Annotated in this window: 21 protein-coding genes; 8 read left to right on the top strand and 13 right to left on the bottom strand. The window is 62.7% G+C overall.

Going from position 1 to position 18,515, the window contains the following annotated elements; translation table 11 throughout:
• Positions 1–164: 164 nt before the first annotated feature.
• The gene (locus DY201_RS14510; protein WP_115731806.1) at positions 165–1,967 is read right to left on the bottom strand and encodes an ABC transporter ATP-binding protein; all 1,803 of its coding nucleotides are present in this window, start codon (positions 1,965–1,967) and stop codon (positions 165–167) included.
• A 340-nt stretch (positions 1,968–2,307) separates the two neighbouring features.
• Between DY201_RS14510 and DY201_RS14505 the strand changes: the two genes are divergently transcribed.
• Genes DY201_RS14505 through DY201_RS14495 form a run of 3 tightly spaced genes read left to right on the top strand, consistent with a single transcriptional unit; the run spans position 2,308 to position 3,659 of the window.
• Positions 2,308–2,622 (top strand): ArsR/SmtB family transcription factor, encoded by a 315-nt coding sequence (locus tag DY201_RS14505; RefSeq protein WP_115731805.1) that lies wholly within the window; start codon positions 2,308–2,310, stop codon positions 2,620–2,622.
• Positions 2,619–3,002: an SRPBCC family protein gene (locus DY201_RS14500; protein WP_115731804.1), complete on the top strand. Its 384-nt coding sequence runs from the start codon at positions 2,619–2,621 to the stop codon at positions 3,000–3,002. The genes DY201_RS14505 and DY201_RS14500 overlap by 4 nt, the downstream gene beginning before the upstream one ends.
• Positions 3,003–3,038: 36 nt before the next feature.
• Positions 3,039–3,659 carry an ATP-dependent Clp protease proteolytic subunit gene (locus tag DY201_RS14495; RefSeq protein WP_115731803.1) on the top strand — a complete coding sequence of 207 codons (621 nt, stop codon included), beginning with the start codon at positions 3,039–3,041 and terminating at the stop codon, positions 3,657–3,659.
• A 4-nt stretch (positions 3,660–3,663) separates the two neighbouring features.
• Here the strand turns inward: DY201_RS14495 and DY201_RS14490 are convergent, their stop codons facing one another.
• The 4 genes from DY201_RS14490 to DY201_RS14475 are packed head-to-tail and all read right to left on the bottom strand — an operon-like array spanning position 3,664 to position 7,825.
• A complete protein-coding gene (locus DY201_RS14490; RefSeq protein ID WP_115731802.1) occupies positions 3,664–4,905 on the bottom strand; it encodes an MFS transporter in 1,242 nt (413 codons plus the stop codon).
• Positions 4,906–4,914: 9 nt separating this feature from the next.
• Positions 4,915–5,334, bottom strand: coding sequence for a GNAT family N-acetyltransferase (locus tag DY201_RS14485; RefSeq protein ID WP_115731801.1), 420 nt, complete (start codon positions 5,332–5,334; stop codon positions 4,915–4,917).
• A 44-nt stretch (positions 5,335–5,378) separates the two neighbouring features.
• On the bottom strand, positions 5,379–7,058 hold the full coding sequence (locus tag DY201_RS14480) for an NAD+ synthase (protein ID WP_115731800.1): 1,680 nt from the start codon (positions 7,056–7,058) through the stop codon (positions 5,379–5,381).
• 53 nt (positions 7,059–7,111) lie between these two features.
• Positions 7,112–7,825, bottom strand: a complete 714-nt coding sequence (locus DY201_RS14475) for a DNA-3-methyladenine glycosylase I (protein WP_115731799.1) — start codon at positions 7,823–7,825, stop codon at positions 7,112–7,114.
• 97 nt (positions 7,826–7,922) lie between these two features.
• On the opposite strand from DY201_RS14475, the gene DY201_RS14470 reads away from it, so the two are divergent.
• Positions 7,923–8,486, top strand: a complete 564-nt coding sequence (locus DY201_RS14470; protein WP_115731798.1) for a DUF1003 domain-containing protein — start codon at positions 7,923–7,925, stop codon at positions 8,484–8,486.
• On the top strand, positions 8,483–9,064 hold the full coding sequence (locus DY201_RS14465) for a DedA family protein (RefSeq protein ID WP_115731797.1): 582 nt from the start codon (positions 8,483–8,485) through the stop codon (positions 9,062–9,064). Before DY201_RS14470 ends, DY201_RS14465 begins: the two co-directional genes overlap by 4 nt.
• Here DY201_RS14465 and DY201_RS14460 read toward each other — a convergent pair.
• From DY201_RS14460 to DY201_RS14445, 4 genes are all read right to left on the bottom strand, one after another.
• On the bottom strand, positions 9,061–9,654 hold the full coding sequence (locus DY201_RS14460) for a hemerythrin domain-containing protein (RefSeq protein ID WP_115731796.1): 594 nt from the start codon (positions 9,652–9,654) through the stop codon (positions 9,061–9,063). The genes DY201_RS14465 and DY201_RS14460 overlap by 4 nt on opposite strands.
• Before the next feature lie 39 nt (positions 9,655–9,693).
• The gene (locus tag DY201_RS14455) at positions 9,694–10,053 is read right to left on the bottom strand and encodes a diacylglycerol kinase (protein WP_115731795.1); all 360 of its coding nucleotides are present in this window, start codon (positions 10,051–10,053) and stop codon (positions 9,694–9,696) included.
• 50 nt (positions 10,054–10,103) lie between these two features.
• Positions 10,104–10,901 carry a DODA-type extradiol aromatic ring-opening family dioxygenase gene (locus tag DY201_RS14450; protein WP_115731794.1) on the bottom strand — a complete coding sequence of 266 codons (798 nt, stop codon included), beginning with the start codon at positions 10,899–10,901 and terminating at the stop codon, positions 10,104–10,106.
• A gap of 104 nt (positions 10,902–11,005) precedes the next feature.
• Positions 11,006–11,425, bottom strand: a complete 420-nt coding sequence (locus DY201_RS14445) for a GFA family protein (protein WP_115731793.1) — start codon at positions 11,423–11,425, stop codon at positions 11,006–11,008.
• Positions 11,426–11,819: 394 nt separating this feature from the next.
• Here DY201_RS14445 and DY201_RS14440 point away from each other — a divergent pair, with 394 nt between their 5' ends.
• The 3 genes from DY201_RS14440 (at position 11,820) to DY201_RS14430 (ending at position 14,018) form a co-directional block, all read left to right on the top strand.
• Complete coding sequence (locus DY201_RS14440) at positions 11,820–12,827, top strand: GGDEF domain-containing protein (protein WP_245432131.1); 1,008 nt, start codon at positions 11,820–11,822, stop codon at positions 12,825–12,827.
• 80 nt (positions 12,828–12,907) lie between these two features.
• A complete protein-coding gene (locus tag DY201_RS14435) occupies positions 12,908–13,288 on the top strand; it encodes an MbcA/ParS/Xre antitoxin family protein (RefSeq protein ID WP_115733797.1) in 381 nt (126 codons plus the stop codon).
• Positions 13,248–14,018 (top strand): RES family NAD+ phosphorylase, encoded by a 771-nt coding sequence (locus tag DY201_RS14430; RefSeq protein WP_115731791.1) that lies wholly within the window; start codon positions 13,248–13,250, stop codon positions 14,016–14,018. The genes DY201_RS14435 and DY201_RS14430 overlap by 41 nt, the downstream gene beginning before the upstream one ends.
• Before the next feature lie 53 nt (positions 14,019–14,071).
• On the opposite strand, the gene DY201_RS14425 is transcribed toward DY201_RS14430, so the two are convergent.
• The 4 genes from DY201_RS14425 to rpiA all read right to left on the bottom strand — a co-directional run bounded on the left by DY201_RS14425 (position 14,072) and on the right by rpiA (position 18,452).
• Positions 14,072–15,445, bottom strand: a complete 1,374-nt coding sequence (locus DY201_RS14425; RefSeq protein ID WP_115731790.1) for a class II 3-deoxy-7-phosphoheptulonate synthase — start codon at positions 15,443–15,445, stop codon at positions 14,072–14,074.
• 158 nt (positions 15,446–15,603) lie between these two features.
• Positions 15,604–16,998 carry a glutathione-disulfide reductase gene (gene gor, locus DY201_RS14420; protein ID WP_115731789.1) on the bottom strand — a complete coding sequence of 465 codons (1,395 nt, stop codon included), beginning with the start codon at positions 16,996–16,998 and terminating at the stop codon, positions 15,604–15,606.
• 179 nt (positions 16,999–17,177) lie between these two features.
• Positions 17,178–17,735 carry a DUF2059 domain-containing protein gene (locus tag DY201_RS14415; RefSeq protein ID WP_115731788.1) on the bottom strand — a complete coding sequence of 186 codons (558 nt, stop codon included), beginning with the start codon at positions 17,733–17,735 and terminating at the stop codon, positions 17,178–17,180.
• An 18-nt stretch (positions 17,736–17,753) separates the two neighbouring features.
• Complete coding sequence (gene rpiA / locus DY201_RS14410; RefSeq protein WP_115731787.1) at positions 17,754–18,452, bottom strand: ribose-5-phosphate isomerase RpiA; 699 nt, start codon at positions 18,450–18,452, stop codon at positions 17,754–17,756.
• Positions 18,453–18,515 lie beyond the last annotated feature (63 nt).

Here is an 18,515-nt window from a genome sequence, read left to right as displayed (position 1 = left end):
GGCGTAGCGGAAGGCTTTTGCGTTGACAAGGCGGCGCCCCCGCACCTCTGCACCAGAAATAAAGCAACCACGGCGCGAATGGAAGCCGGCCAAAGGGGCTACATCTACTTGTGGCTACTTGCAGATGACGAACGGGCCGCGATCTCTCGCGGCCCGCCCCTGATTTAGACGAGCCCTTTGGTGAGCTCCAGCGCCTGGCGTTCGAACAGGCGACGGTAGATGCCGCCGTCACGCCGAACCAGCGCCTCGTGGCGGCCTTCCTCGACGATCTCGCCACGATCGAAGACGAGCAGCCGGTCGAGCGCACGCACGGTCGACAGACGGTGCGCGATGATCAGCGTCGTGCGCCCGACCATCAGGCGTTCCATCGCCTGCTGGATCAGCACCTCCGATTCCGAATCGAGGCTGGAGGTCGCCTCGTCGAGAATCAGGATCGGCGCATCGGCCAGGAAGGCGCGGGCAATCGCCACGCGCTGACGCTCGCCGCCCGACAGCTTGACGCCACGCTCACCGACCAGCGTGCCATAGCCCTTGGGCAGCCGCTGGATGAAGTCGTGCGCGCTGGCAAGTTTTGCCGCGTGCTCGATCTCAGCCTGCGTCGCACCCGGCCGGGCATAGGCGATGTTCTCCGCCAGCGAGCGGTGGAACAGGATCGGCTCCTGCTGCACGATCGCGATCTGCGAACGCAGCGACGACTGCGTCGCCTTGGCGATGTCCTGCCCGTCAATGGTGATCTTGCCGCCGCCGACATCGTACAGCCGCTGGATCAGCTTGACGAAGGTCGTCTTGCCGGAACCGGAATGGCCGACGAGGCCGACGCGCTCGCCCGGCTTGATCGAAACCGAGAAGTCCCGGTAGAGCGGGTTCGCATGCGTGCCGTAGTGGAACGTCACATGCTTGAACTCGATGCCGCCTTCGCCGATCTGGATCGGCTTGGCGCCGGGGCGATCGGCAACACCGAGCGGCTGGCCCTGGATGTCGACAAGCTCTTCCATGTCGTTGACCGAGCGTTGCAGGTTGCGAATGTGCATGCCGACATCGCGCAGATAGCCCTGCAACAGGAAGAACGAAGTCAGCACGAAGGCGATGTCGCCGGCGCTGGCCTGGCCGCTGGACCACAGGTACAGGGCGAAGCCGATGATCGCGGCGCGCAGCAGGACCAGCGTGATGTTCTGCGACGTGCCGTTGATCGTTCCGCGCATCCAGGTACGTCCCGTGCGGTGACGCCACTTGGCGATCACCTTGGCGAGGCGTCCTTCCTCGCGCTCCTCGGCGCCGAAGGCCTTGACCACCGAGTTGCAGCTGACGGCGTCGGCCAAAGAGCCGCCGAGACGCGTGTCCCAGCTGTTGGCCAGGCTGGCTGCCGGGGCGACGAAGCCGAGCGACATCACCACCGTCTGGGTAATGAAGATCAGCGAGCCCGCGGCAATGATCAGGCCCATCATTGGCCAATGCCAGCCGAGCAGGATGGTCGAGCCGACGAGCATCACAAAGGACGGCAGCAGCGCCACCAACAGCGTGTCGTTGAGCAGGTCGAGCGCCCACATGCCGCGCGTCACCTTGCGCACCGTCGAGCCGGCGAAGCTGTTGGCGTGCCAGTCGGTCGAGAAGCGCTGGACGCGATGAAACGCATCCTGGGCGATGTCGGACATCATCTTGAGCGTCAGCTCGATGATGCCGGCAAAGGCGATATGGCGGAACACCAGCGAGCCCGTGGCAAGCGCAAGCAAGGTGAAGAACGCGGCCAGCGCCGCATTCCATGCCACAGCGTCGGTCGCCGCCCCACTGGCGACGGCGTCGATAAGCCGGCCCGAATAAAGCGGCGTCAACACGTCAGCCATCGTCGAAATGAGCACGGCCGCCGAGATAATGACGAGCCGGACCGGCTGGCGACGCCAGTGCCTGAAAGTGAAACCCAGAACGCTGCGGAATGCACCGCCGCGCAGATCGATACGGAAACGAGACATGATGCCATGCGGCGCCGGAAACCGACGCCATCCCTAGAGAAAGATGTACAAAGGCGCGACGAATAATTCTTGCTGAATCAGGAAGTCGCGGAACGGCAGCGTCAGAAAGAAGCGACGCCGAAGGCGGAACGCCGAGTCAATGACCTCGGTTCGAACCTCGGGAGGACATGTCATATTCTGGCATTCAGACCTCCCTGTTAGTGGCCGCGAAGAATTTGCTTATAACCGAGCAATTTTGCTTAGCCAACCCCCGCTCTGGACCGAAGCCTGTTGTGCCAGAACAGCACCGAAAACAGGCGAGCCACTTGCGCAACAGATAAGTATGTGCTTATCTCAACGCATGAACGAATCTGAGATATTCCGTGCTTTGTCCGACCCCACCCGCCGCGCCGTTCTCGATCGGCTGACGGCGGGCGAGAAAAATGCGACGGAACTGCGCGAAGGGCTGGAGATTTCGCAGCCGGCTATTTCACAGCACATCGCCGTGCTGCGCGGCGCAGGCCTGATCAGGGAAGCGCGCGCCGGCCGGCATGTGAACTACAGCGTCAACCCGGACGGGCTGCGGCCACTGTTCGACTGGCTCACCCGCTATCGCAGCTTCTGGCCGGACCGCGTCGAGAGGCTGAAGACACTGCTCAAGGAGATGGACCAATGACGGACGCCCGAAGGCAGGAAGAGATCGAGGACACAATCGTCGTCGAATGCGAGCTGGCAGCGACGCCCGAAAAGGTCTGGCGCGCGCTGACGGTGCCGGAATTCGTCGCAAGCTGGCTCGATGTGCCGGCGGCCGACAAGGTCACCTCCGATACGACCGGCCCCGCCTATCGCATCATCGAGGCCCTGCCCTTCTCGCGCGTTCGCTACGCCTGGAACGACGCCATGGTGAACGAGCCCGAAACCTTTGTGACCTTCGATCTCGAAGCACAACCGGACGGCGGCACATGGTTCCGCCTGACCCATAGCGTCGAGACGGTGAGAACCATCGCCTCGCCGGCGAATTCGAACAGCCCACCGCTGATGCGCGCCGCCGCCTAAGTCCAACAGATACCATCGACGAAAGGAATTTCGCGCATGCGCGCCACGATGCAACTCGTCCCCATGGTCGTGGAACAATCGCCGCGAGGCGAACGCTCCTTCGACATCTTTTCCCGGCTGCTGCGCGAGCGGATCGTCTTTCTCAATGGCGAGGTCGACGACAATTCGGCCTCGCTGATCTGCGCGCAACTGCTGTTCCTCGAGTCGGAAAACCCGAACCGCGAAATCTCGTTCTACATCAACTCCCCGGGCGGCGTGGTCACCAGCGGCTTTGCGATCTACGACACGATGCAGTTCATCCGCTGCCCTGTATCGACGCTGTGCATGGGCACGGCGGGCTCGATGGGCTCGTTCCTGCTGATGGCCGGCGCACCCGGCAGGCGCATCGCCTTGCCCAATGCGAGCGTGATCCTGCACCAGCCTTCCGGCGGGTTCCGTGGCCAGGCCTCCGACATCGAGCGCCACGCCGAGGACATCATCAAGCTCAAGCGGCGCATGACCAGGCTCTACGCCGAGCATTGCGGACGCACCGAAGACGAAGTGGCGCGCGTACTCGACCGCGACTTCTTCTTCACGGCAGAAGAAGCCAAGAATTGGGGCATCGTCGACCACGTCTATGACCGCCGCGAAACCGTCGAGGGCATTTCCGGCACGTAGCCGGCTACATCCCAACCACGGCTGGTGCCGCTTGGATATGGCTTCGCGCGCGGATCCGGCGCGACGCCAGCAGCAGGACGAATGAAATGGCGAAGCAGTAGACCGCCATCGCCACGATCTGGCCGGGGTAGCTGACGCCGCCGTCGATCAGGAACCCGGTCAGGCCCGGCCCGATTGCCGAGGCAAACACGCCGGCGGAAACGATCAACGCCCTGATCGAGCCAAGGTGCCTGAGGCCATAGACTTCAGGCCATATGGCACCGAACAGCGTCGTCGACAGGCCATTCGAAATGCCGAGCAGCGCCATGAAGCCGAATGCGCTCCATTGCGCGTCGACGAGGCCCAGCAACAGGCAGGCCAGCCCCAGCGGCAACAGCACGAAGGGAAGCAGCGACACACCGGAAAAGCGGTCGATGAGCTGGCCGACGACAAGCGTGAAAGCGGCGTTGACCACCGCCGTCACCAGAAAGGACGAGGCGAACACTTCGAGCGACCAGCCACGCAATTCCACCAGATAGACCTGGTGGAAGAACAAGGTCGTCACGATCAGGCCCGGTGCCATGACGCCGAGCAAGAGCACGTAGAAGATCGGATCGCGGACCACCTCGGCGCGCGTCCAGTCGCGCGCATCTATCTGACTTGCCACCGGGTCCGATGAGCGCGGCTTGCGGTCGACGGCAACCAGCAATGCGATTGCCGGCACGGCAATGAGCGCCAGCGCCGCCGCTGCAAGCAGCCAGCCGTCGCGCCAGCCTACCGAGGTGGCGATCAGCACGAAACCCATCGGGATGACGGCGTCGCCGGCGTTGTGGCCGAGAATGACGGTCGAAAGCGCCCGCCCCCTTTGCGCCGAAAACCAGCGCGCGGTTGCGGTATAGGCGGTGTGCGCCATCATGCCCTGGCCAAACAGCCGCAGCAGATAGATGGCAACGAACAGGATGACGAGGTGCTGCGACAGTGCCATCGATGCACTCGCCAGCGCCAGCATCGGCACGATGAACAGCGCCACCTTCCGCGTACTGTAACGGTCGACGATCTGGCCAAGCCGCGGCAGGCTCAAGGCGCTGGCCAATGTGGCGACCATGTAGAGCGTGCCGAACTCGCCGTGCGACAGCCCATAATCGCGACGGATGTCGCCGGCCGACAGCGCGATGAAAGAGGTCATGCCGAAGGTCGAAAAGAAGGTGAGCAGGAACCCGCCGGCCAGCCAGCGCGGGTTGTCGCGAACAAAGGAGATGTAGGACACGCCCCTGGTCTATCCCTGGGCTGTCGGCTGCCTGGACAGGCGCATGTACATGCCGTCAGTCGAGGTTACGAAGCCGAATTGTTCATAGAGGCTGTGCGCGTCCGAGGTCCTGAGCGAGAAGCCAGTCACGGTGGCAAGCGCCGGATGGTCGAGCAGTGCTGCGATCAGCTTCTTGCCGATGCCGAGGCCGCGCCGCTCAGGCCAGACAATGACGTCGGCGACATAGGCAAAGCAGGCATAGTCGGTGATGGCGCGGGCGAAACCGACCTGTTCGCCGTCGACATAGGCGCCCAGGCACAGCGAATAGGCGAAGGCCCGGCGATGAATTTCGTCGGTTCGGCCCTCGCCCCAGTAGCTCGCCTTGATGACCTCCGACGTCTTGTCGAAGTCGATGCGCGATACGTCGAAACTGATCTCGACCTCGGCCATGAACCCTCCGGTCTGCTGGCGGTTTTCAGTTCAGTTCCAGCTACTTAGCCACGATCCCTGAATCTGTTCGTGATAGGGTAGCGGCGATCACGGCCGAAATTCTTCTTGGTGATCTTCACCCCGGGTGCTGCCTGCCGCCTTTTGTATTCGGCGATGTAGAGCAGGTGTTCGATCCGGTGCACCGTGTCGCGGTCGTGACCGCGCGCGACGATGTCGTCGACGCCCATCTCGTTCTCGACCAGGCATTCGAGGATGTCGTCGAGCACCGGATAGGGCGGCAGCGAATCCTGGTCGGTCTGGTTGGGCCGGAGTTCCGCCGAGGGCGCCTTGTCGATGATGTTCCTGGGGATCACCTCGCCCGAGGGGCCGAGCGCCCCGGGCGGCACATGGGTATTGCGCCAGCGCGACAGCGCGTAGACCTGCATCTTGTAGAGGTCCTTGATCGGATTGAAGCCGCCATTCATGTCGCCATAGAGCGTGGCATAGCCGACCGACATTTCGCTCTTGTTGCCGGTCGTCACCACCATCGAGCCGAACTTGTTGGATACCGCCATCAGGATCGTGCCGCGGGCGCGGCTCTGCAGGTTCTCTTCGGTGATGCCTTCCTTGGTACCCTCGAACAGTTGCGTCAGCGCATGCGAGAAACCGTCGACCGGCTCGTGGATCGGCACGATGTCGTAACGGCAGCCGAGCGCCCGGGCGCAATCCTCGGCGTCCTTGAGCGAATCCTTCGAGGTATAGCGATAGGGCATCATGATCGCCCTGAGCCGCTCCTCGCCGAGCGCGTCGACGGCGAGTGCCGCGCAGATCGCCGAATCGATGCCGCCGGAAAGGCCAAGCACGACGTTCTTGAAGCCGTTCTTGTTGACGTAGTCGCGCAGTCCCAGCATGCAGGCGCGATAATCGGCCTCCTCGCGCTCGGGGATTTTCGACATCGGCCCTTCGACGCAGGCCCAGCCTTCGTCGCCGCGCTTCCAGGTGGTCATCGCCACCGTCTCTTCGAACTGGCTCATCTGGAACGCCAGCGAATGGTCGGCGTTGATGGCGAAGGAAGCGCCGTCGAAGACGAGTTCGTCCTGCCCGCCGAGCTGGTTGGCATAGAGCAGCGACAGGCCGCTCTCGATCACCTGACGGATCGCCACCTGATGACGCACGTCCATCTTGGCGCGATAATAGGGTGAGCCGTTGGGCACGAGCAGGATTTCAGCACCACTCTCGGCCAGCGTCTCGCAGACGCCGAGCTCACCCCAGATGTCCTCGCAGATCGGGATACCGATGCGAACGCCACGGAAATTGATCGGACCCGGCATGTCGGGACCGGGCTGGAACACACGCTTCTCGTCGAACTCGCCATAGTTGGGCAGGTCGACCTTGAAGCGCTCGGCAATGATCTTGCCGCCATCGGCAACGACGACCGCATTGTGCACGCCGCTCTTGCGCTTGAGCGGCACGCCGATGATGACGCCGGGGCCATTGTCCGATGTGTCCTTGGCGAAATCTTCCGCCGCACGCTCGCAGGCAGCCAGGAAGGCCGGCTTGAGCACCAGGTCCTCCGGCGGATAACCGGCGAGGAACAGTTCGGTGAACAGCACCAGATCGGCACCCTGTCGCGCCGCGTCCGCCCTCGCCTCGCGCGCCTTGGCGAGATTGCCCTTGATGTCGCCGACCGTCGGGTTGAGCTGGGCAACGGCGATGCGCAGGATATCGGGAGATTTTTTCGTCATGTCAGCGGTTTAGCCTGCGTTGTGAAGTCGGGCAATCCAGTTCGATTGGGCCATCATTCGCCCATGTAGCTCGCCAATTCCTCGGCCGGACGGTTGACGCCGATCGACATCGAGAGGATGCGCGAGATATGTGCCCGCGGCAGCCTGGTCGCCGTTGCCCATTCGTTGATCTGAGCCTGCACCTTGGCCTGATCTTTCTTGGAGGTCGCTGCCTCGCCGATGTCGAGACCGGCGTCGCGCAGCGCCAGGATCATGTCCTGCGACAGGATGAAGGTGTCCCAGCCCAGCCAGCGCAAAAGATATTGGCCGGTGTTGCCGCCGAGCCGGCTGCCGTGCTTGCCGAGATAGGCCGTCAGCCCGACCTGGTCGTCGGCCGGCCAGGCCGACAGGAACCTGCCGAAGCTGCCATGTTCCTTGGACACGCGCTCGACAAAGGCGGCGTTGTCGCGCACCGAGCGGATCTTTTGCGGATTGCGCACAATGCGCTTGTCGGAGGCGAGATCGTGCCAGAAGTCGTGGGGCTGGAACAGAAGCCGCTTCGGCTCGAAATGAAGGAAAGCCTCCTCGAAGCCGGGCCATTTCTGCTCGATGACACGCCAGACGAAACCGGCGGCAAAGACACGCTCCGCCATCGTTGACAGGATCCGGTCGTCAGGGACCTTGGCAAGCGTCGCATTGTCGAACGCCGGCCCCAGCAGCGACTTCAGCACCGCCTCGCCGCCCTTGCGCTCCGCGGCGCGGGCCCTGATCCTGGCGAAGTCCATCATTCCATTCCCCGCAACCGCATTTTGGCGACATCGCCAGCTATCTTCATATAAGGATTCGTGGCTGCTAGGCAGCCGATTGGAAAGCGGGGGCATGCTAATGAACAAGACCGTGGCGGACCTCGCCGGACGATGGCTGAAGCGCACACCGGAGCATCTGAGCGAGCTCGAGCACAAGGTTCTGCAGAGCGCGATCGATCGGCAGCCGGTTTCGCGCAACGTCAATGACAGTGTCGCTCACCATGAGAGCCTGGGCGAGCGACTGGCCGACGGCATCGCCCGGGTCGGCGGCTCCTGGAGCTTCATCCTCTGCTTCGTCGGTTTCCTCGTCGTCTGGACGATGCTCAATGCCTGGCTTCTGGGAATGGGCTCGTTCGATCCCTACCCGTTCATCTTCCTCAACCTTATCTTGTCTATGCTCGCGGCCATCCAGGCACCCATCATCATGATGTCGCAGAACCGCCAGGCCGAACGCGACCGCATCGACGCCTCGCACGACTATGCGGTCAACCTGAAGGCCGAGATCGAGATCATGGCGCTGCATGAAAAGCTCGATGAGATCCGCTTCCAGGAGATCATCCTGCTGCGCGAGCAGATGCAGCAGCTGACCGCCCAGGTCCAGCGCATTGCCGACGCCTCCGCAGGTCAGTCGCCGGCGCGATGATCGACACCTTCCACCATCTCGTCGAACGTTTCGGGCTTGTTGCCGTCTTCATCGGCTGCATGGCCGAAGGCGAGAGTTTCGCTATCCTCGGTGGCTTCTTTGCCCACCAGCGGTTTTTCGAACCCTGGAACGCCTTTGCCGTGGCGGCGACAGGCGCCTTTCTTGGCGACACGCTGTTCTTCGTCCTAGGGCGACGGTTCTCCAACCACAAATGGGTGCGGTTGCTGCGCCGCAGGCCCGGCTTCAGCCATGCCTTCCGCCTGGTGCAGGCGCATCCCAACCTGTTCGTTCTCGGCAACCGCTACGTCTACGGCATGCGCCTGGCCGGCGGCATCGCCGCGGGCCTGTCGCGCATCCCGGTTCCAATGTTTCTTGCCCTCAACGGCCTGTCGGCGCTCGTCTGGGCCGGCATCTTCGTCAGTCTCGGCTACGTATTCGGCCTCGGCGCCGAGCACATCCTCGGCGACACGCTGAAGGCACACCACCGGCTGCTTCTGGGACTTGGTATCGGTATGGCCGTGGCGCTGGCAACCTGGCTCCTGGCCCGCCACATCGCCCGCAAGCAGCCGAAGGATTAGTCCGAGCCCACCAACTCCCGGTCGCCGCGATCGAGGATGAGCGGAATGATCAGGTCCTCCTCGTCCTCCAGATGCCGCGTCAGCATGGCGACAAGGCGCGCATTCTCATCGGCATAGGCGTCGGCGGCGAAACGTTGCCGGTCCTGGCTATCCTGCAGCGCCCGAATGAACGCATTGGCGGAGCTGGCGTTGCGCTCGAGCGCCTCGTGGATCAGGTGGTGATCGGCGTCGAGGATCTCGAAGCCGCGCTTCAGCCTGCTTTCAGCCTTGGCGAAAACCGGAAAGTAGTGATGGTCCTCGACATTGTGGTGGCCGTCGAGATTGCCGAGGAAATGGTTCAGCCGCGGCGCAAACCAGCGGGCGAATTGCGGGGCGTCCATGCGGCCCTCGCGATAGTCGCCGATGCCTGCGGTCAGCATGCCGCCCAGTTCGCGGAACATGTCGTGGCGCTGCAGCCACATCGAGGCCATGCCATGAACGTTGTCGTGGGCGCGCCAGTCCTCGCGCGGATATTTGTCGACCAGCCAGCGCAGGTCCTCCGGCAAGCCCGCGCGCGCCTCGAGGTGGTGGGTATCGGTCTTGTCGATCATGTCGGTCTCCTTTGGTAACCGACATATGGGGATACCCCCTCAGATCGGAAACCCGAGCATCCGCTCGACGATGGCGAAGCCCCAGACGCCCAGAACGATGACAATCGAAATGAGCACGGCGAGCGAGCCGCAATCCTTGGCAAGCTGGATGTCGATGTTAAATTCGCGGCTGACGGCATCGCACGCCGCCTCGATACCGGTGTTCAGCACCTCGACGGTGATCAGGAACAGGATCGATCCGATCAGCAGCGCGTAGCCGCCCCAGGTGCCGGCCACGAACCAGCCGAGCGGCAAGGCTGCGACCAGCAGGATGATTTCCTGCTGGAATGCCGCCTCGGAGCGGATCAGTCGCGAGAATGCCCGCACCGAGTTCTGGAAAGCCTTGACCAGCCGCTCCATGGAATGCCCTTTCAATTCAATCGAAGCGGCATCATTTAGCGGCTCGACGCTCAGTCGAACAGATATGAATCGTTGGCAAAGAAGCCGTGATCGACTGAATCGTGCACCCGGCGACCCTTCGCACCCTCACCTGCCGCACCGTAAGCGAAGAAGATCGGCATCAGATGTTCGTCGGTCGGGTGGTTCTCGGCCGGGAAAGGCGCCTTGTCCTTCCAGTGCAGCAGCGCATCGGTATCGCCGCTCGCCAGCTTGTCGGCGAACCATTCGGTGAACGCACGCACCTTGCCGGCCAGCGCCGGATCGGGTTCGGCTCCGCGCCGGAGCCGGCTGAAATAGGCGCGCAGATTGTGGGTGATATGGCCTGAGCCGACCAGCAGCACGCCTTCGTTGCGCAACGGCGCCAGCGCGTTGCCGATGGCATAGTGCCAGGCAGCGTCGCGGCTGGGGTCGATCGACACCTGAACCACGGGAATGTCGGCGTCTGGGAACGCCAGCTTGAGCGGCGTCCAGGTGCCGTGGTCGTAGCCGCGTTTCTCGAATGTATGCGGCTTGAGACCAGCCTGATCGAGCATGCCGAACACCCTTTCGGCCAAGGCAGGCTCGCCGGCCGCCGGATAGACCATCTTGTAGAGCTCCGGCGCAAAACCGCCGAAGTCATAGATCATGCCCGGCTTCGGATCGGTGACGACGGCGACCCCATCGGTCTCGAAATGCGCCGAGACGATGACAATGGCCTTGGGCTTGTCGATTAGGCCCGCAAGGCCTTCGAGATAATGGCGCGCCGGCGTGTCGGCCAAAACGATGTCGGGGCCGCCATGCGAAATGAAAACTGTAGGCAACGAGGTCATGTCATTTCTCCTTGCCAGGAATATACGCCCTCGCCACTGTTTCGAGCAGAGCGCCTAATCACGACGAAGCGTTCAACAAATGAGAACGATCTTAGGCCGCCCGTTCAATCCTCGAGCACCTTGAGCGACGGTGACGACCGTTCATATCGAGGCAGGCTGTCATCGATCTCGTAATACGATCCCTTGTCCGCGACGAAGATGTGATAGCCGCCGGCAAGCGATGACGGTTCCTCGAACGATCCGGCCATGATCGAAACATAGCCGTCGTCATTCGGCTTCCAGAACATCACCGATCCGCAACGGCTGCAGAAACCGCGGCGGGCGAAGTCCGATGCGGCAAACCAGGTGACGTTTTCGCCGCCCTCTATGTCCACCATCTCGTCGCTGACATTGGTTGCGGCATAGTAGTGGCCGCTCTGTTTCCGGCACATGTTGCAATGGCAGTAGATGACCTCGCGCAGCGCGCCCCTCGCTGTAAAGCGCACCGCTCCGCACAAACATGAGCCCTTGTGCAAATTCTCCATTGCATTCTCCTCTATTGACCGACGGCTATATTGATCTTGATCGCCGCACAGGACATGAGGGTTTGCGACATTATGTATGCTGGCCAGTGCTGAGGCATCGCCTGGCACAGTGGAAATTACACCCTCTGGTAGAAAAATACGGGCAAGAAGGCTGCAAATTAAGGAAACCTTAGCCAGCCTAAATTAGAGCTCATTACAAGTGATGAGCGCAGAGGGGACCTGCGCCGCCGCAAGCATTCTATCTCACGCCGCTCGCGCCCCCGACCGGTTTGTACGCCAGCCCAGCGCTGGCTATGCAGCCGGCCATCTGGCCAACTGAAACGGGACATACATGCAATCTGCAGCCGCCCCGACAGAACGAGGCAACGATATTGCGAGTACTGTCGTGGCGACGATGAGCCAGATGGGCGTCATCGGGCTGCCGCGCAATTACGAGATCTTCTACGAGGCGTTGACCGGCACCAACGCCGCCCTCAGCCTGGAGGTTATCGCGCTCGGCAATCGTCCGACACAGGAGCAGCTCGACCTGCTCGGCCAGAAGTTTTTTGCCCACAACCATGGCCAGGGAATCGTCGAGCATGCGCGCGAGGTCCTCGCCCGCGAACTGGAAGGCGTCGCCAGCCTGCTGCGCAACGAGCAGACCTATCTGGAACGCTACGGCAAGGTGCTTGACGAGACATCGAGCGGGCTCAGCAGCCGCACCGCCATGTCGCAGGAGCTGCTGCAGAAGATCGCCAGCGTGATGGCCGTGGCCACGGCGTCGACCATCGACCACGGCAAGCACGTGGCAACGACGCTGAGCGACAAGTCGAGCGAACTCGAAAGCGTCAAGTCGAAGCTCGAAGAATACAAGAAGCTCGCCGACACCGACCCCCTCACCCATATCTGGAACCGGCGCGCCTTCGACCGGCGGATCGCCAGGATCTACAACGATAGCAGGGGCGTGTTGTTCAGCGCGCTGATCCTGGCCGACATCGACCGCTTCAAGGACATCAACGACCGTCACGGCCACCCGGTCGGCGACAAGATCCTTCGCATCATCGCCAGCATCTTCCAGTCGAGCGTCCACCGCGACATGTTCGTGGCACGCACCGGCGGCGAAGAGTTCGCACTTATCGTCGAAGGCACGACAGAGGAAGCGACATTCGAGATCGCCGACCGCGTTCGCCTTTTGGTTGCACAGACGCAATTCAGGGACGTCCAGCCGGGTGTGAACTGCGGCCAGGTCACGGTCTCCATGGGCGTCTGCATGGCATCTGATGCCGACAGCGCCGAAGACCTCTATGCCAAGGCGGACCGTGCGCTCTATCGCTCCAAGCTGATCGGCCGCAACCGCGTCACGCGCTACTCGACCATCGCCGAGCGCCAGGGCAAGAACTGGATGCTATACAAGAAAGACTAAGGCCAATCGGCCTCGCCATCGCTAATCGCTTTCCATGGAAATGTTTCTGGTCTATATTTTCCAGAGTAATGGAGAGTTCGATGCGAAGTCATCCGGATTCAGAGGCGCACGTCGCTCCGGGCGCAGTCATCACCAAGGCAACGTTGCGCGCAGCCGACCTGCTGGGCATCACCGCCAGGATGCTGTCGTCCATCATCGGTGTCTCCGAAGCCACCGTCTCACGCATGCGCAAGCAGGATTTCGTGCTGGAAGCCGGCACCAAGCCGTTTGAGCTCGCCGTGCTGTTCGTCCGCCTGTTCCGTTCGCTCGATGCCATAGCCGGCGGCGACGAACCGGTTGCCCGGGCCTGGCTGCGCAACGAAAACACGGCGCTCGGCGATGTGCCGCTCGAAAAGATCGTCACCATCACCGGACTTGTCGATGTCATTGCCTATCTGGACGCCCGCCGCGCTCTCATCTGAGGCACGCAGCCTCGACGGCAACTGCTGGCGCCTCGTCGAGGCCCAGCATCGCGTCTCGACCCTCAAGCTTGTCGACAATCTCGACGAACAGGCACTGCTGGAGGAGCTGATCGAAACGTCCAAGCCGGTCATCCCCAGGGAATGCCGGCATCTGCATTACCTTCTCGCGACCCCGTTTCGCTACGGCTCGAACTATCCTTCCGGCTCGCGCTTTCGCCGCGCAGGCAAGACACTGGGCGTCTACTACGCGGCTGAGAAGGTGGAGACGGCGGTCGCGGAAATGGCGTTTTATCGGCTGCTGTTCTTCTCGGAGTCGCCCGATACGCCATGGCCGGGCGACGCCGCCGAATATACTGCGTTTTCGGCAGTCGTCCGGACTGCGCGCGCCGTCGATCTGACGGCTCCACCGCTCGCGCGCAACAAGCAAGCATGGACAAACCCGACTGAATACGCCGCCTGCCAGCAACTGGCCGACGATGCACGCGAGGTCGCAATTCAGGCGATACGCTACCGCTCGGTGCGCGATCCTCAGGGCGGCGCCAATCTGGCGCTGCTGACCTGTACGGTCTTTGCCACGCCGGCTCCAGTCGAGCGACAGACCTGGCGTATCCGGCTCGGCCCGTCAGGCGTTCAGGCTATCTGCGAATATCCAGGCAAGCGCATCGGTTTCGACCGCGACAGCTTCGCCGGCGATCCACGCCTCAAGGACATGCGCTGGATCCGCAAATGAAAAAGGCGCCGGTTTGACCGGCGCCTTTCTAGCTTGGGATCACGTCTCGCGGATCAGGCGTTGACGGCCTTCTTTGCCGGCGTCGGTGCACTCTTGCGCAGCAGTTCCGAAACCAGGAACGCCAGCTCGATCGCCTGGTCGGCGTTGAGGCGCGGATCGCAATGTGTGTGGTAGCGGTCCTGCAGTTCCTCGGCCGTGATGGCGCGGGCGCCGCCGGTGCACTCGGTGACGTTCTTACCGGTCATCTCGACATGGATGCCGCCCGGGTGCGAGCCCTCGGAACGGTGGATGTCGAAGAAGCTCTGCACTTCGCTCAGGATGCGATCGAACGGACGCGTCTTGTAGCCAGCTGCCGTGATCGTGTTGCCGTGCATCGGATCGCACGACCAGACGACCTTGCGGCCTTCCTTTTCGACGGCGCGGATCAGCTTCGGCAGATGTTCACCGACCTTGTCGTGGCCAAAGCGTGCGATCAGCGTCAGGCGACCAGCCTCGTTCTCCGGGTTCAGCAGGTCGATCAGCTTGAGCAGGTTGTCAGGCGTGATCGACGGGCCGCACTTGAGGCCGAGCGGGTTCTTCACGCCACGGCAGTACTCGACATGCGCGTGGTCGACCTGGCGGGTACGGTCGCCGATCCAGATCATGTGGCCCGAGGTCGCGTACCAGTCGCCCGAGGTCGAGTCGACGCGGGTCAGCGCCTGCTCGTAGCCGAGCAGCAGGGCTTCGTGGCTGGTATAGAAGTCGGTCTCGCGCAGCGCGTAGTTCGTCTCCGAGGTGATGCCGACGGCCTTCATGAAGTCCATCGTCTCGGTGATGCGGTTGGCCAGCGCCTCGTAGCGCTCGCCCTGCGGGCTGTTGGAGACGAAACCGAGCATCCACTGGTGCACGTTCTCGAGGCTGGCGTAGCCGCCCTGGGCGAAGGCGCGCAGAAGGTTCAGCGTCGCCGCCGACTGGCGGTAGGCCATTTCCTGGCGCGCCGGATCCGGAATGCGCGACTTCTCATCGAAGGCCGGGCCATTGATGATGTCGCCGCGGTAGCTCGGCAACGTCACGTCGCCCTTGGTCTCGTTGTCGGCCGAGCGCGGCTTGGCGAACTGGCCGGCGATGCGGCCGACCTTCACCACCGGCTGTGCGCCGGCGAAGGTCAGCACGACCGACATCTGCAGGAAGACGCGGAAGAAGTCGCGGATGTTGTCGGCGCCGTGCTCGGCGAAGCTCTCGGCACAGTCGCCACCCTGGAGCAGGAAGGCTTCGCCATTGGCAACGGCAGCAAGCTGCTTCTTCAGCTTGCGCGCCTCACCTGCAAAAACCAAGGGGGGAAAAGATGCGAGACGAGCTTCCGTTTCCACGAGCGCCGCAGCGTCCGGATAAGCCGGGACCTGCTGGATCGGCATGCTTCTCCAGGAATTCGGGGACCATTTCGTCATGTTCGCACCTAAAAAAGTTCGCTAACGGGCACCTCACCCGCGCCACAACCCGCCATTGCGGGAACGCGGCTCTTTACACGATGAGGAGCCCCTAATCTACCCCGGAACGCGCCTGAGATCGAACGTTTCCCTGCGGCAGGTTCCGAGTGGCGGCCGCGTCAGTTGTCGGCGCGCACGCCGTCCTTCACCAGATAGGTCGGCTTGTACATCGTCACCAGCTCTTCGGCTGCCGTGGGATGCACCGCCATGGTGCGATCGAAGTCGTCCTTGGTCAGCCCGGCCTTGAGCGTGATGCCCAGAAGCTGCGCCATTTCGCCGGCGTCGGGGCCAAGCACGTGAGCCCCCAGGACCAGGCGCGTTTCACCGTCGACGACCAGCTTCATCAGCATCTTTTCCTGCCGGCCCGACAGCGTATGGCGCATCGGCCTGAAGCTGGTGCGGTAGATTTCCAGATGCTTGAACCGCTTGGCGGCATCATCCTCGGAGAGGCCGACGGTGCCGATTTCGGGCTGCGAGAACACGGCGGTCGGGATGCATTCGTGATCCGGCTCGGTCGGGTTGTCCCTGAACGCGGTCTCGACGAAGCACATGGCCTCGTGGATGGCGACCGGGGTCAGCTGCACACGGTTGGTGACATCGCCAACGGCCCAGATGTTATCGACGCTTGTGCGCGACAGTCGGTCGACGACGATCGCACCCTGCTTGTCCATCTCGACACCCGCCGCTTGAAGACCGAGGTTCTCGGTGTTGGGCGTGCGGCCGATGGCCAGCAGCACCTGGTCGACGGTCAGCGTCTGGCCGGTGTTCAGTGCGACGTCGAGACGGCCGTCACTGCGCTTGCTGACCTCCTGCGAGACCGAATGCAGCAGGATCCTGATACCCTTCTGCTCCATCGTCTCATGCAGGGTGCGCCTGAGGTCCATGTCGAAGCGGCTGAGAATCTCCTTGCCGCGATAGACGAGCGTGGTTTCGACGCCGAGACCGTGGAAGATGTTGGCAAATTCGACGGCGATGTAGCCGCCGCCTTCGATCATGATGGCCTTGGGCAATGCGGCAAGGTCGAACACCTCGTTCGAATAGATGCAGTGCTCGTGTCCCGGCAGGGCCGGATGAGCGGCCGCCCGCCCACCTGTCGCAATCAGGATCTGATCCGCGGTGACGGTGCGGTTTTCATCAACGATGCGGATGGTGTGGCGGTCGATAAGTTCGGCGCGTGAATGGATCGTCTCGCCGCCGGAACCCTCGACGTTACGCTTGTAGATCGCCTCGAGCCGTGAAATCTCGCGCTCCTTGTTGGCAACCAGCGTCTTCCAGTCGAACTTGGCCTCGCCGACGGTCCAGCCATAGCCGGCGGCGTCCTCGAAATGCTCGGGAAACTGCGAGGCGTAGACATAGAGCTTCTTGGGCACGCAGCCGCGGATGACGCAGGTGCCGCCGAAACGGAACTCTTCGGCAAGTGCTACGCGCTTGCCGAGCGCTGCGGCAACGCGTGCTGCACGCACACCGCCCGAGCCGCCACCGATGACGAAGAGATCGTAGTCGTACTGGGCCATGGGCGTCCTTCCCTGCGGTAGAGCAGCGCGCTTGCGGCGCGCAACGATTGCTCTAAGTCCTTGAAACTGCGCACCGCGTTCGATGCGCCTGTGATGCGGTCACAGGTAGTGGCAGCGGCATCAAAAGAAAAGCCCGGCAAATGCCGGGCTTTTGCATCGTGACCGTTGGTCGCGGTGGATCAGTTGGCGGGCGCTGCCGGTGCAGCGGGGGCGGCGCCCTCGGCCGGAGCCTTGGTGCCGATGACGGCCTTGAGCTTTTCGCCGACCTGCTCGGCCAGATCACGCGCGATGCCGTTCTGCCAGATCTCGGCAGCCTTGACCAATTCGCGCGAGGCGATCGGGCCGCTCTCGATCAGCTTCTTGCCCGCTTCCGAATTGTAGAAGGCGGCAATGTCGTTGAGGTTCTGCTCGGAGAAGGCCTTCGCATATGCAAGCGCCGATTCCTTTTCGAGGTCGGCGCGACGTGCGGCCAGCGCCAGCGTCTTTTCGTCCACAGTCTGGGTGATCACTTCCTGCATGTCAGGGTTCTGTTGGATCAGCTGCTGCTTCAACGCGGCAGCAGCCTGCGGCAGGATCGAATCAAAGGAATCGGTCGCATGGATCGCCGAGATGGCGGCGTGCGCTGCCTTCAGGTGTGATTCCGCGATTTCCTGCGCCTGGGCCGAGAATGCGACGGCCGCGAATGCCGAAGCCGCCACCATGACGGAGAAGCGGCGAAGCCGGTTTGTCAAAATCATGATGAATAGAACTCCTGTTTAGCGTGCCGGATGAACGGTTCTGACCCCGTCCGCGCCGGCGATGACGGCAACGGTAGCCAAACCCAGAAAGAGACCGTGCTCCACGACGCCGGGAATGGCGTGCAGGGCATCTGAAAGCGCTCTTGTATCTGGAATGCGGCCAAAAGATGCATCGATAATGAAATGTCCACCGTCGGTCACGAAGGTCTCGCCGCCGGCTTTGCGCAGCACCAGAGGCCCGGAAAGCCCGAGCTTGCCGGCAGCTTTTGCGATGGCGATTTCGGTGGCCTTGAGACCGAACGGATTGACCTCGATCGGCAGCGGGAAACGCCCGAGCGTGTCGACAAGCTTGGTCTGGTCGGCGATGACGACCATGCGCGTCGACGCCGCAGCGACGATCTTTTCGCGCAGCAGCGCACCGCCGCCGCCCTTGACCAGCGTCAGCTCGGGATCGATCTCGTCGGCGCCGTCGATGGTGAGATCGAGCTCAGGAGTCTCGTCGAGCGTCGACAGCGGAACCGACAGCTCGCGGCAAAGGGCGGCGGTACGTTCCGAGGTCGGTACACCGATGATCTGCATGCCGGCCGAGACCTTCTCGGCCAGCAGCCTGACGAACTCCTCGGCCGTCGAACCGGTCCCGATGCCAAGGCGCATTCCGCTCTCGACATACCCCAAGGCAGCGCGCGCCGCCTCGATCTTCAAAGCCTTGGCATCCATGACTTGTTCGCAAAATCCTCGAATATCAGGCTTGGCTCCTAGCATTTTTGCCCGTTGGGTCAA

Source organism: Aminobacter aminovorans (assembly GCF_900445235.1).
Classification (GTDB): Bacteria; Pseudomonadota; Alphaproteobacteria; order Rhizobiales; family Rhizobiaceae; genus Aminobacter; species Aminobacter aminovorans.
The sequence above is the reverse complement of the archived record's forward strand: the minus strand, read 5'-3'. Positions and strand labels throughout refer to the sequence as shown.